General features: G+C 42.7%; 13 protein-coding genes and 1 pseudogene. All 14 read left to right on the top strand.

Going from position 1 to position 12,619, the window contains the following annotated elements; genetic code table 11:
* Positions 1–14 precede the first annotated feature (14 nt).
* The 14 genes and pseudogenes from LVJ86_RS02630 (at position 15) to LVJ86_RS02565 (ending at position 12,399) form a co-directional block, all read left to right on the top strand.
* Entirely contained in the window at positions 15–302 is a 288-nt protein-coding gene (locus LVJ86_RS02630) for a hypothetical protein (RefSeq protein ID WP_047760663.1), read from the top strand.
* A gap of 115 nt (positions 303–417) precedes the next feature.
* Positions 418–1,350, top strand: coding sequence for a VENN motif pre-toxin domain-containing protein (locus LVJ86_RS02625; RefSeq protein WP_053008318.1), 933 nt, complete (start codon positions 418–420; stop codon positions 1,348–1,350).
* Between the two features lie 714 nt (positions 1,351–2,064).
* Entirely contained in the window at positions 2,065–2,556 is a 492-nt protein-coding gene (locus tag LVJ86_RS02620; protein ID WP_047760664.1) for a hypothetical protein, read from the top strand.
* 166 nt (positions 2,557–2,722) lie between these two features.
* Positions 2,723–2,926, top strand: a pseudogene (locus LVJ86_RS02615) (hemagglutinin repeat-containing protein); the annotation flags it as partial.
* 330 nt (positions 2,927–3,256) lie between these two features.
* Positions 3,257–5,140, top strand: a complete 1,884-nt coding sequence (locus tag LVJ86_RS02610; protein WP_053008320.1) for a VENN motif pre-toxin domain-containing protein — start codon at positions 3,257–3,259, stop codon at positions 5,138–5,140.
* Between the two features lie 8 nt (positions 5,141–5,148).
* Entirely contained in the window at positions 5,149–5,394 is a 246-nt protein-coding gene (locus LVJ86_RS02605; protein WP_047760665.1) for a hypothetical protein, read from the top strand.
* 48 nt (positions 5,395–5,442) lie between these two features.
* Positions 5,443–5,592: a hypothetical protein gene (locus LVJ86_RS02600; protein ID WP_161796050.1), complete on the top strand. Its 150-nt coding sequence runs from the start codon at positions 5,443–5,445 to the stop codon at positions 5,590–5,592.
* Between the two features lie 57 nt (positions 5,593–5,649).
* The gene (locus tag LVJ86_RS02595; protein WP_047760666.1) at positions 5,650–6,195 is read left to right on the top strand and encodes a hemagglutinin repeat-containing protein; all 546 of its coding nucleotides are present in this window, start codon (positions 5,650–5,652) and stop codon (positions 6,193–6,195) included.
* Positions 6,119–7,564 (top strand): VENN motif pre-toxin domain-containing protein, encoded by a 1,446-nt coding sequence (locus LVJ86_RS02590; RefSeq protein ID WP_342346022.1) that lies wholly within the window; start codon positions 6,119–6,121, stop codon positions 7,562–7,564. Before LVJ86_RS02595 ends, LVJ86_RS02590 begins: the two co-directional genes overlap by 77 nt.
* On the top strand, positions 7,561–7,827 hold the full coding sequence (locus LVJ86_RS02585; RefSeq protein WP_047760667.1) for a hypothetical protein: 267 nt from the start codon (positions 7,561–7,563) through the stop codon (positions 7,825–7,827). The genes LVJ86_RS02590 and LVJ86_RS02585 overlap by 4 nt, the downstream gene beginning before the upstream one ends.
* Positions 7,828–8,267: 440 nt before the next feature.
* On the top strand, positions 8,268–9,950 hold the full coding sequence (locus tag LVJ86_RS02580) for a VENN motif pre-toxin domain-containing protein (RefSeq protein WP_244702601.1): 1,683 nt from the start codon (positions 8,268–8,270) through the stop codon (positions 9,948–9,950).
* Positions 9,951–9,997: 47 nt separating this feature from the next.
* Positions 9,998–10,420, top strand: coding sequence for a hypothetical protein (locus LVJ86_RS02575; protein ID WP_047760669.1), 423 nt, complete (start codon positions 9,998–10,000; stop codon positions 10,418–10,420).
* A 478-nt stretch (positions 10,421–10,898) separates the two neighbouring features.
* Positions 10,899–11,906 (top strand): VENN motif pre-toxin domain-containing protein, encoded by a 1,008-nt coding sequence (locus tag LVJ86_RS02570; RefSeq protein ID WP_244702598.1) that lies wholly within the window; start codon positions 10,899–10,901, stop codon positions 11,904–11,906.
* Positions 11,907–11,916: 10 nt separating this feature from the next.
* A complete protein-coding gene (locus LVJ86_RS02565; RefSeq protein WP_047760670.1) occupies positions 11,917–12,399 on the top strand; it encodes an SMI1/KNR4 family protein in 483 nt (160 codons plus the stop codon).
* The last annotated feature ends 220 nt before the right edge of the window (positions 12,400–12,619 follow it).

Here is a 12,619-nt window from a genome sequence, read left to right as displayed (position 1 = left end):
GAAAGGATTTACAAATGAAAAAGAATATGTTGATGGCAATAGTAATAATGGTATGGCTGGTTGGTTGCGGTACATTTCCTACAGCAAGCGAATATTGGAAAAAAAACGGCAAATGGCCTGGTTACGAAGTGGTGCAAAACGATATGCGTTCTTGTGGATTTGAAAATGCATGGAATAATGCAGAGATGTCAGACAACAAATACATTAAAGCTTCTTTATGTATGGAAAAAAAAGGATATTTATTTAATGGAAAACGTACATGCGATAAAAATGCGTATAAAGATTATCCCGCTTGTAAATAGTAAATCTGCATAAAATACCATCTTTCAGACGGCCTATGCAAAAGCCCGCGATTGGGGCGTAGGCGGCAGCAACAGCCGCGCCCTAAATGCCGCAACCACCCTCATTACCGGCGTATTGGGCGGACAAAGCGACCTGCAGGCAGCTGCCAACACCCTCGCCCCTTATGCCGCAGCCGCTATCGGACAGCAGTTCGGCCACGGTGAAAACAAAAACGAAGCCGCCCAAATACTGGGGCACTTCGCATTGGGCGCAACCTTAGCCTACATTAACGGCAGCAGCCCCGCATCGGGCGGCAGTGCAGCCGTAGCCGCCGAAAAAGCCGCACAATATTTGGCGCAACAGTATGACGACGGACAAACCGCCCGCGACCCGATAACAGGAGAATTTAACGCCAACCTGTTACCCGAACATATCAAAGATGAAATCAAAGCCGCTACGGGAGCGATTGCTGCCGTGGTGGGCGCGACCGGAGACGGCGGTTCTGCCTTGGGTGCGCAGATTGGAGGGGTGATTGGACAGAATGCGGTGGAGAATAATTTCTCGTTGAGTGATTTTGGGATTTCTCCAAATGCACAAAGCAATCTACAACAAATGGCACATCAACGAACCCAACAATTTATCGTCAATGCAAATAGTACTGCTGCAGAGAGAAAAAAATTATTTGATCTATTAAAAACCTACAAGGCAAATGCTGCCCTTACTGCGGAGGTAACGGCTGCACTGGGATTAGGTGCCAATTTAAGTGTCACTATTAACCAAGATAAAAGCATTGTAATAACAGCTGCTCTTACAGCCGGTACTGGCTTCGAAGCTTTTGCTGGTTTATCCGCTTCGAATGTTTCTAGAGGAGATGGTGCTTTTACTGAAGTATGTAGTACTGCTGGTGGAGGTATTGTATTAGGTGGTTGTGCAGGTGCACATCTTTCAAGAAATGAACCATTAGTGTTAACAGGAAAAGTAGGAGGAGGAGCTTCAGCAATCGCCAATGCAAATATCGGTTATCAATGGACAGTTAATGTACCTAAATCAAAAGGAAACACTAAATGATGTCATCACCTTATTTTTTTGGAATTCTGATACTAATTTATATAATAGTAGCTATACTGAACTTCATAATTTCATACAAAATATTTAAAGAAGAAGGAGAAATTTCTGGATTTTTTGATTTTTTAATTAAATTTAGCCACTTAAATTTTAAATATTTCAAAATATTGTTCGGAAAAAAAGAGATATCAAACAAATTTAATTTGCTTTTATTAAGGATTAATTTAATATTTGGTGTAATTATACTAATTTTATTAGTGATTAATATTTTTTGGTCAACATAAATTTTTATACCAAGACTGATAGCTCAACCATTCAAAAAAATGGGATATCAATAAATTATCCTACTATTGCTTCAAATATGCCACGGACGGTATTGTTTCTAAATATAATTTTGGTTTTATTAATTGATTATCAACACAACAGCTAATTCTTGAAAAATCCAAAGAAAAAATCCTGCAGAGAATATTCTCCGTACTCTAGTAGGTATTTTTATTAGTAGCAAAGTAGGAAATTAAGATTACTAAATTATCAAACCCAAGATTTAACCCTTTTTTTCAAACTCAGAGATATTTATACGCTATTTAATCCAATATTAAAAGATACACATTATTGGTGGTAAACCCCACCTTAAAATTGAATGGCTTATTTAATGATCTTCATGGGAAATAATATTTTAACTTTTTATTTCTTTGCATTTTTTAATTAGGATTTTTTGTGAAAAAATTTGAAATAATCATGAAGATAACAAGCCTTTTATTTGTGCTTTTTTTCTTCTTTATGCTTAAAAATTCATCCAAAAAACCAGAAAGATTTTTAAGTAACAATGGTTTATACGAGCTAAACCATACAAAAAATACTATTTCCGAATTAGCTCAATCACTAAATGCAAAATTATGGGATTATGGAGATGGTAAATATGTTGAAAAAAATGCATGGGTTTATGTGGGCGCATATATTACCTTACCCAAGTGTATTGAATATTATGCATTTAAAGAAGCCTTATATAACCAAGGATTCAACCAAATTGGAAACACTTCTTACTATTGCAAAAAAGATGTTTCAATCACCGACATACGCGCTGAGAAAAATATGGACTATGGTGTAGAAGCTGATAAGAAATATTATATATGTGGTAAAATTTCTTTCTCTATTTCATGGAGACAAGGTGAACATAAGAACAATCCAAAGTGTTTAAGTAACCCATAGCATGTATCAACTGCTCATTAAAGTTCTAGATATATTGATTAAAAACATAAATAATAAATTATGATTCAAATAAATCTATATTTAAATAAAAATTAAAGATTAAAAAGAAGCCGGACAAAGCCGGCAGCATGCAGACGGTAAGAACAGTAATGTCGGCGCATCTGTCGGCGTAGGCGCATCCGTAGGGGCACAAACCGGCGTATACGTTTATGCCGAAGCCGGTGCCGGCAAAGGCAAATACCGCAGCGATGCCCAAACCCGCGAAAACACCACACTCAATGCCGACCACATCCGCATCACCGGCAAAGGCGGTACAACCCTGCGCGGTGCCGCCGCCACCGCCCGCCGTATCGACACCGATATCGGCGGCAAGCTCCATATCGAAAGCCTGCAAGACACACTTTCTCAGGAAAGCAAACAAAGCGGTGCCGGCGTACGGGTACAGGTATCCCTCGGCACAGCTTGGGAAGCCTCGGGTAACTTCAACCAAAGCAAAGGCAGCGGACAAAGCGCAACCGTCAACCGACAATCCGGCCTCTTTGCCGGAGAAGGCGGTTACCATGTCAAAGCCGACAGCGTCCACCTCAAAGGCGGCGCCATCGCCTCAACCGCCCCCGCAGCGCAAAACGAGCTGACTGCCGACAGCCTTACCTTTGAAGATATTCAAAACCAAAGCAGCTACAAAGCGTCAAATATCGGTTTGAGCGGCAGCTACGGCGGACAGCTCAATTCCGGCGAAGCCTTCAAACAAAGCACATTAGGCAAATCATCCGCCATTGCCGGACAAAGTATGAACCAAGGAGCCAGCTTCGCCCCTACCCTGCCGCAATACGAAAGCGGCGGCGACAGCGGCACCACCTACGCCACCCTAAGCGAAGGCCGTCTGAATATCGGCGGTAAAGCAACCACGGTTGAAGAGCTGGGCATTCACAGCGATGCAGCTACCGCACATCAAAAGCTGAACGAATTACCCGATATCCAACAAGTGTTGGACAAACAGCAAACCATAGCCGCCGCTACGGCGGATATTGCCTCGGCGGTGAAAACCTTCAGTGGTAATATGGCAGATAAGGCAGCGAAAGAGCAGCAGCAGGCATACGATCAGCTTCAGACGGCCATTAAAAACCAAGACAATCAGGCCATAGCAGCAGCCATGCAGCGTTACAATCAGGCCGAGCAATCCGCTAAAGATTGGGGCATCGGCGGCAGCAACAGCCGCGCCCTGAATGCCGTCACCACAGTCGTTACCGGCGCACTGGGCGGCCAAAGCGGTCTTAAGACGGCCACCAACGCCCTCGCGCCCTATGCCGCTGAAACCATAGGCCAAACCTTCGGCCAAAACGGCAGCAACCCCAACGAAGCCGCGCAACTGTTAAGCCACGCCATCCTCGCCGGCGTAGTAGCCGCCACCAATGGCGGAGACTTCACAACCGGCGCAGTAGCAGGGACGGGAGCGGAAGCCGCAGCCAAAGCGATTACCCTCGGTTTGTACGGCGAAGAAGCCGCCGCCAACCCCAATAGTCTGTCTGAAACGCAAAAAGAAAACATCAAGAGCTTGAGTGCAGCAGTCGGTGCGCTGGTTGGCGGAGTAGCGGACGATTCTTCGTTGAATGCGCAGATTGGCGGCGTGGTGGCGCAGAATGCGGTGGAGAATAATTACCTGACTGAAAAACAAGTTTGGGCATATGCAGATGCATTAAAAGAACATTGCCAATCAGGCAATGAACAAGCTTGCGTAGATGTGAAGAAAACTTATGCTGCGTTAGATTCTTATCAGCGGCAAAAACTAGTCAATATTTGTACTACCGCCCCGCAAACAAAAGGCTGTGCTGATTTAATTGGAGGTGCGCAATCAGGCGACTGGGCAGTAATTACTGAGAGTGATAATTACCCCAGACCAGACCCTTCTAAACCCGGTAAGGAAGCTCTCCACCTATTGTGCGGCAACAATCAAACTTGTCGCGACGAAATCACCCGGCAAGATTTAAGAAACAATCTTGACCAATCAATTGTAGAGCGTAACTCTGAATTCTTGAAGCGAACCGCAGACGGCTACCGCAACGGAGCACTAGGTAAAATTCTTGATTTCCGTGGCATGAATGACCAAGAAGTTATCGACCATGCAAAATCAGCAATGTACGCCTCAGTTGGAATAATTGGCAGTATTGGGAAATCTAAGGTTGGCAATCAGTGGAATGCTAGTGATAAAAATGTCATTTGGGTAAAAGAAAATGCGCATATGGGCTCAAAAGCTCGTAGCTACAATGATGCTGCAACTGGAGCCCGATCTAATATTCAAACTAAACAGGGAGAAGCACCTGCTCTAGAAAGGACATTAGCTGATGGTAGTAAAAAGCTAGTAAGATTTGATGGAGTGGAGAATAATATACTGATTGATAGAAAGATTTCCGTTGTAACTACCCCAAAAGCTAAGGATCAAGCAATCAGGCAATCACAAGCACTTAAAGAAAATGGAATGACTGGACGGTGGGAGGTTTCATCAGAATTACAAGCAAATAGAGCTAATAAATTACTTAAGGAGTTAAACATTAAAAATATATCCGTAAAAGTTGTTAAACCATAGGAATTAATATGAACCAAATTTTAATGAAATCATTAATAGATGCCCTTTTATTTTTCGAGTTTTCAAATGAAGAGATATTAAATCCAGATTCAGCTATTGAAATTATGGAAAGTATAGCTATAAATTTCCAAGAAATGAATCAAATTGATATAAAAATTTTTTTAGAAACACTTGAATCTTTAGAGTTAAATAGTTACACGCAGGAAGAAATTAATTTTATTCGTAATCTGCCAGAATTTATGGGCATTGAATAACTAACAGCTAAATAAAGGCCATCTGAAATATCAATTTTCAGACGGCCTTTGTTCTCTAACAATTTCAAAAGCCAAAGCGAACAAAAAACCAGCAGCGGCATCGGCTCCGTCCAAATCTCCGACACTGAATACTTCAGCGGTTGGATGAAAAACACCCAAAACAGCCGCAGCAATCAGGTAGAGCAAGTCAAAGCCTAAATCGGCAGCCTCGACGGCAACGTCAACATCCGTGCCTCAGAACGCTACACCCAGCAAGTGGCCGATGTTTCCGCCACCAAGGATATCAACATCCGCGCCCAAAGCATCGATGTCTTGGCCGACAGCAACTACGGCAGCAATCAGCAATCCGAGCGCGATGTCAAAATCGGCAGCTTTGCCAAAGTCTCCTCACCGCTGATTGATTTGCTCAACGCCGTAGAAGGTGCAGCCGAAAGCAAAGCCGATGGCCGCACCCGCGCCCTGCAAGGCATGGCCGCCGCCGCGCAGGGTTATCAGGCCTATAATGCCGTTTCCGGCAAGGGCGTGATTGCCAAGGTGGAAGCCGGTGTCGGCTTCAAAACCGCCAATTCCAGCCAAAACCAAAGCTATGCCCAAAGCCAGGCCAACAGCCTCACCGCCGGCGGCAACCTCAATCTACAAGCTACCGAAGGCGACATCCGGCTGCACCACACCAACGCCGGCGCGGGCGACACCATCGCCCTTGATGCCGCCCAAAACATACGCCTTGAATCCGGCCAAAGCCGCCAACACCCTCGCCCCTTATGCCGCAGCCGCTATCGGGCAGCAGTTCGGCCACGGTGAAAACAAAAACGAAGCCGCCCAAATACTGGGATACTTCGCATTGGGCGCGACCTTGGCCTACATTAACGGCAGCAGCCCCGCATCGGGCGGCAGCGCAGCCGTAGCCGCCGAAAAAGCCGCACAATATTTGGCACAACAGTATGACGACGGACAAACCGCCCGCGACCCGATAACAGGAGAATTTAACGCTAACCTGTTACCCGAGCATATCAAAGAAGAAATTAAATCGACTACCGGTGTAATTGCGTCTATCGTTGGCGCAACCGGAGACGGCGGCTCTGCCTTAGGCGCGCAGATCGGTGGGGTGATTGGGCAGAATGCAGTCGAGAATAATTTCTATCTGACTGAGAATGCTTTAGCTAAAACATCAAGAGAAGTTCGAAATATATATAAAGTATTAAAGGATAAAGTACACAAAGAGTGCCAGGGCGGTAGAATTCAAGAATGCCGTCAAGATGTCAAACGTATTATTGCGTTTGCTCAAGACACAAGATTTTCGGGAAGTTATAAAGACTTACAAATCGAGTCAATGCAATTCTTATCCGATAATCCGAAAATACTTGCTGATTATTTAACAGCACAATACGAAAAGCTGAGCCGTGAAGATAAAAGTATCCTCCATCGCTATATCACTCCGGGTGCTGAAATTGTAGGCGGTGCATCGGGTATTGTTATTTCGGTAAAAGGTGGCGCAGCCACTTGTGCCCAAACATTTGGCCTGACTTGTGGTGCAGCAGCAGTTGGCCTCGCTTCATCAAGCGACCATCTGATTACCGGTTTGAGCAATTTCGGAAAGAAAGCCAGCGAACAAAGACCTACTGTTACTGTTCAAGGTTTGAAAAAGCTGGGCTTATCTGAACAGGCTGCCAATTATGTGCAACTGGCGGTGGATACGTTGAGTGTAGGTAAAGCAGGAATGGTAGGTACTACTGGTGCCAGTAAAGTTAATAATCTGAAAGGTGTCAAACATACTGACATATCTAAAGAGGCACCTGCTATTAATGAAAAGGTATCTAACAGAAATAATCCCTCCACTTCTAATAATTTGAATGCACAAGCAGCTTTGCGGGCAAAATTATCTGGCCTTCAGGGGGCTCAAAAGTCAGCTGTTAGAATAACAAAATTACCTGATGGGCGTATAAGGTATTATGATAAAGAAGTTCCTTCTAAAAAAGCAGGATATACAAGAGGAGCTTCTTTTGTAACAGAATATAATCCTAACAATGGTCATGTTCGACAATGGATGGAAAATTATGACAAAAATGGAAATGTCATTCAAGTACATCCAAAATCTATAAATGGTCAAGTTGTTTCTGGGCAACATTATCCACCAACAGGCCATGAAATTAATCAAGGAATTAAAAAATGAAGATTAATACTAATTTTGATCGAAGCTTTTTAGATGCACTCTTATATTTAAAAGATAACATTGAAAATAATTTTGATGCAAATATTATTTCTTATATATCTATGAAAATTCTAAATAAATATTCATCTAATTTTAACGAAGAAAGCCGAGATATAATTATGAATTTAATTGCAATGGATATGGGAGAAGAGTTCAAATTAAGCAAAGATGAATGCCTAAATCTTACTAAAAATCTATTTGATATAGTAAATAAGGATGATTAGTAAGTTGCAACCTAAATAATATATAAAATTCACAGATATGGGACGTACCTATAGTATACTTTCTATAATTGACAGTTCTATGCTGTCTGAAAAAACTCTAACTTTTCAGACGGCATTTATTTAAAAAGCCGTCTGAAATCCGTTTTCTTAAAACTGTTTCAGACGGCTGTGCATATTTTCATTTCAAAGGGATTCGTACGGTTATGCCGCATAGGGCAGTTAACCATACCTACGAGTTCTGAAGTCGGCGGACAAAGCGCAACCGACAATCCGGCCTCTTTGCCGGAGAAGGCGGCTACCATGTCAAAGCCGACAGCGTCCACCTCAAAGGCGGCGCCATCACCTCAACCGCCCCCGCAGCGCAAAACGAGCTGACTGCCGACAGCCTTACCTTTGAAGATATTCAAAACCAAAGCAGCTACAAAGCGTCAAATATCGGGTTGAGCGGCGGCTACGGCGGACAGCTCAATTCCGGCGAAGCCTTCAAACAAAGCGCATTGGGCAAATCATCCGCCATTGCCGGACAAAGTATGAACCAAGGAGCCGGCTTCGCCCCTACCCTGCCGCAATACGAAAGCGGTGGCGACAGCGGCACCACCTACGCCACCCTAAGCGAAGGCCGTCTGAATATCGGCGGTAAAGCAGCCACCGCGCAGGAATTGGGCATCAACAGCGATGCGGCAACCGCCCACCGCCAAATCGACGCCCTACCCGATATCCGCGAGGTGATGCAGAAACAGCAAACCGTTGCCAAAGCCACTGCCGACATCTTCTCCGCCGTACGCACCTTTAGCGGCAATATGGCTGCCGATGCCCTAAAAGAGCAGCAACAGGCACAAGAACAGCTTCAGACGGCATTGCAAAGCAATGATCAGGCTGCCATAGATACAGCGGCCGTACGATTGGATCTAGCCAGCCGGGCAGCCAAAGACTGGGAGATGGGCGGCAGCAAATCCCGCGCACTGAATGTGGTTTCCACCCTAGCCACCGGCCTGCTTGGCGGACAGAGCGATTTACAGGCAGCCGCCAACACCCTCGCCCCCTATGCAGCCGAAACGGTCGGTAAAACTTTCGGGCAAAGCGGCAGTCATCCGAATGAAGCGGCACAGCTTCTCAGCCATGCCGTCATCGGCGGTTTACTGGCCTATGCCAACGGCGGCAGTTTCGGTACCGGCGCAGTAGCCGGCGCCGGTGCGGAAGCCGCAGCCAAAGCGATTACGGCAGGACTATACGGTCAAGAAGCCGCCGATAATCCGAACAACCTCACCGAAGATCAGAAAGAAAACATCCGCAGCCTCAGCAGTGCGGTAGGCGCATTTGTAGGCAGCATTGGCGGTGATTCGGCATTAAGCGCCCAAATCAATGCCGCCGTTGGCAAAAATGCGGTAGAAAATAATTACTTACTTCAGCAAGATTGGGATAAATATCGAGATACTATTAAATCTTGCTCACAAAATCAAAATATAGCTGCATGTTATCGCACAGCTCAACAAAAGCTTTATGCAATAAGTAAAAATCGTAATGAAAAATTAAAAGCTGCATGTGCTGAAAATGGTAATATTACCTTATGTAGCAAATATGTTAAGGAAGCAGATTTAAGTCGAGAAATAACAAAGAAAGAATTAAATTCTTATGGAAATAATAATCCAGCTAAGCCTATACCTGCTTTTGTAAACTATTATAATACCCCATGGGCTAATAATCCCAGCATTCATTACTGGGCTACTACTATTAATTTACCTATTACTGATAAATTAAACTACGGACTAAGCTTAGCTGTAAATAGAGTTACTGGAGAAATATTTTTAGGAGCATCAGCCTCCCCAAACATTAAAGAAAATAATAATATTAATTTTTTAGGTATACCCAGCGTAACAGCTACAGCAGGTAATATTAATAATTTATCATCTATTGAAAAAGCTCGTTTATGGGAAACAATTACAAATACCCTTCAAGGGCAATCTACAACAATATCAGGATGTGGTTATTTTGCCTGTGTAGGTAGTAGCAAAACTCCTAGTGGAAAAATATCTTTTGAATTTGGAATTACAACAACTAAATCTCCTTCTGGCTCTATTGGGAAAGCAAATATGGTAAAAATTGGAAAATTTATTACAGACTGAACAGAAAATACATAAATATATAAAATATTTCAATTGGAGTTATTTTAATGTGGCATTCTAATATTCATATAAAATTAAGATACCAAATTCTATTTTTCTCAGCATTCCTCTTTTTTATAATATTCTTAGTAACGAGGTTTGAATTTGAAAAAGAAAAATTCGGGTACAAAAAAGATTACTCAGAAAGAAATAATAAAATATCAGCCGAAATTGAATATATTATAAAACCTTATAAAATATATAAAAAAAATCACGCCCAACAAGGTCCATTAAGCATTAATAACTTTTATATCAAAGGAACAGAAGAAGACTATAAAAAAATAAATAGCATTATTGAAAATAAAATTCCTTCCATTGGATTTAATGGGGTATGCCGGGATAAAGAGGCTATATTCATCAGCTTTGACGATATCTCAAACCAAAAGCAAATAATCATTCAATGGAGATACCCTGTAGACTCTTGCAAATAAAAATATAATAATTTTAAATTATAAGCAAGATAATTTCACTCCATATTATTAAATATTTACATTCTAAATATTAAACACAATGAAAAACATTAAGTTTTGAAATATTTTAATGCTTTCTTACTTTCTTAAAAGGAGCAGAAAATGATGGTAAGTAGTATAATAAATCAAACTACCTAAAATAAAATGGCTAATATGCCGTCTGAAAAATATTATATTTTTCAGACGGCATATTTTTTAATATAAAGCAATCTAAAGCTTTCAGACGGCCTATGCAAAAGCCCGCGATTGGGGCATAGGCGGCAGCAACAGCCGCGCCCTAAATGCCGCAACCACCCTCATTACCGGCGTATTGGGCGGACAAAGCGACCTGCAGGCAGCCGCCAACACTCTCGCCCCTTATGCAGCAGCCGCTATCGGACAGCAGTTCGGCCACGGTGAAAACAAAAACGAAGCTGCTCAAATACTGGGACACTTCGCATTGGGCGCGACCTTGGCCTACATTAACGGCAGCAGCCCCGCATCGGGCGGCAGTGCAGCCGTAGCCGCCGAAAAAGCCGCACAATATTTGGCGCAACAGTATGACGACGGACAAACCGCCCGCGATCCGGTAACGGGAGAATTTAACGCCAACCTGTTACCCGAGCATATCAAAGATGAAATCAAAGCCGCTACGGGAGCGATTGCTGCCGTGGTGGGCGCGACCGGAGACGGCGGCTCTGCCTTAGGTGCGCAGATCGGCGGGGTGATTGGGCAGAATGCGGTGGAGAATAATACCGCCGGAAGAAGATTTAGAGCCCCACAATTAGTGAGAAATGATTCTAATATTGCGGCCAATAATCTTCAATTGGCACAAGTACGCTCTTTTATACCTAACTTTAATGGGTTTCCGACATATAGAAATATAGACGCAGAAGGAAGGGGTGTTATAACTGCTGCAGAAATTGCTCAAATGAGGGCATTTGCAGAGTTTTTAAGAACGCAACCGAGAGGAAGAAGCCAAGCTGAATATGTAGCAAGATTTAATAATAACTATCAGGCTTATCAAACACCTACCGCGGTAACTCAAAGAGCATTGAATATTCGAGAATACTTAAATGATATTCAGGCTCAAACGGGCTATCGTATTGAATTTAGCCAGCGTGCAGGGTTAACTGAATATATAAGAGCCAATGGTACAGCCAGACCAAGCCAGCAGGAGTTGGCAAAACGCCGAGCGGAGTTTGGCAGAAATAAAGCTAAACTCATCAGAGAATGGGAACAGAATACAGGTCAAAAATGGCCAACCTATACTAAGCCTGTTAATTCATCTAAAACAGGGCTACGCATTAGGAATATAGGAGATAAATATGATGTACATCATATTCAACCACTAGAAAATAATGGCGCTAACATTTGGCAAAATATTACTCCTGCTAGATACCCTGACCAACATCAAGGCGGTATTCACCGCTCAGGTGGCCCACTAAGAAGTCTTCAAAAAGATTAGGATAAATAATATGTTTGATTCAATAAAGAATGCTTCCGTTATTATGGATGACCCAAGTGAATATACATCGCCTGTAGAAAAAAATTTATTTTTCAAGCTGCCAGATGACGACTTTGCAGAGCTGGAAAAATATATTCATATTCCATCTGATTTGCTCTATTTTTGGCAAGAAATAGGATATGGTTTCTTTAAAACTAGTGCTGATAAAAGTAAAGTAACAGAGGAAGTAAATAGACTAATGGATCCCCTATCAATTGCAGATATACTAAAAGGAGAGTCAGAACAAATATCTCCAGATTTCGTTCTCGAGCCATATCAAGTACCATTTTTCGAAAGATTTAGCGAATATTTTGTTTGTTTTGATATACGAGATGTAGACAAACCTAAACAACCTGTATATTGGATATGGGATATGGAGAACCCATTAGCAGATTCAATAGAAAATTTTATTTACAAATTGTTTGAAAATCCTGATTTCTTTAATGAAATTTAACGAACTGTAGAATAACCTCTTTTGCCAACTCAATTTAATTATTTTTCTGTTTTGGTAAATGACACTGCCGTCTGAAAAAATTCCAGCTTTCCAGACAGTATTTTCTTACTATTCAAGCAACTACGCTCCTAAGCGAAGGCCGTCTGAATATTGGCGGTAAAGCAACCACTACACAGGAATTAGGCATCAACAGCGCTATAGCAGCCGCCAACACCCTATG

Source organism: Neisseria arctica, assembly GCF_022870905.1.
Classification (GTDB): domain Bacteria; phylum Pseudomonadota; class Gammaproteobacteria; order Burkholderiales; family Neisseriaceae; genus Neisseria; species Neisseria arctica.
The sequence above is the reverse complement of the archived record's forward strand: the minus strand, read 5'-3'. Positions and strand labels throughout refer to the sequence as shown.

What these genes read in the sequence shown, in the direction of transcription:
- LVJ86_RS02630 (WP_047760663.1), top strand. Translation starts at nt 15, where the DNA reads ATGAAAAAGAATATGTTGATGGCAATAGTAATAATGGTATGGCTGGTT.
- LVJ86_RS02605 (WP_047760665.1), top strand. Translation starts at nt 5,149, where the DNA reads ATGAACCAAATTTTAATGAAATCATTAATAGATGCCCTTTTATTTTTC.
- LVJ86_RS02585 (WP_047760667.1), top strand. Translation starts at nt 7,561, where the DNA reads ATGAAGATTAATACTAATTTTGATCGAAGCTTTTTAGATGCACTCTTA.
- LVJ86_RS02575 (WP_047760669.1), top strand. Translation starts at nt 9,998, where the DNA reads ATGTGGCATTCTAATATTCATATAAAATTAAGATACCAAATTCTATTT.
- LVJ86_RS02565 (WP_047760670.1), top strand. Translation starts at nt 11,917, where the DNA reads ATGTTTGATTCAATAAAGAATGCTTCCGTTATTATGGATGACCCAAGT.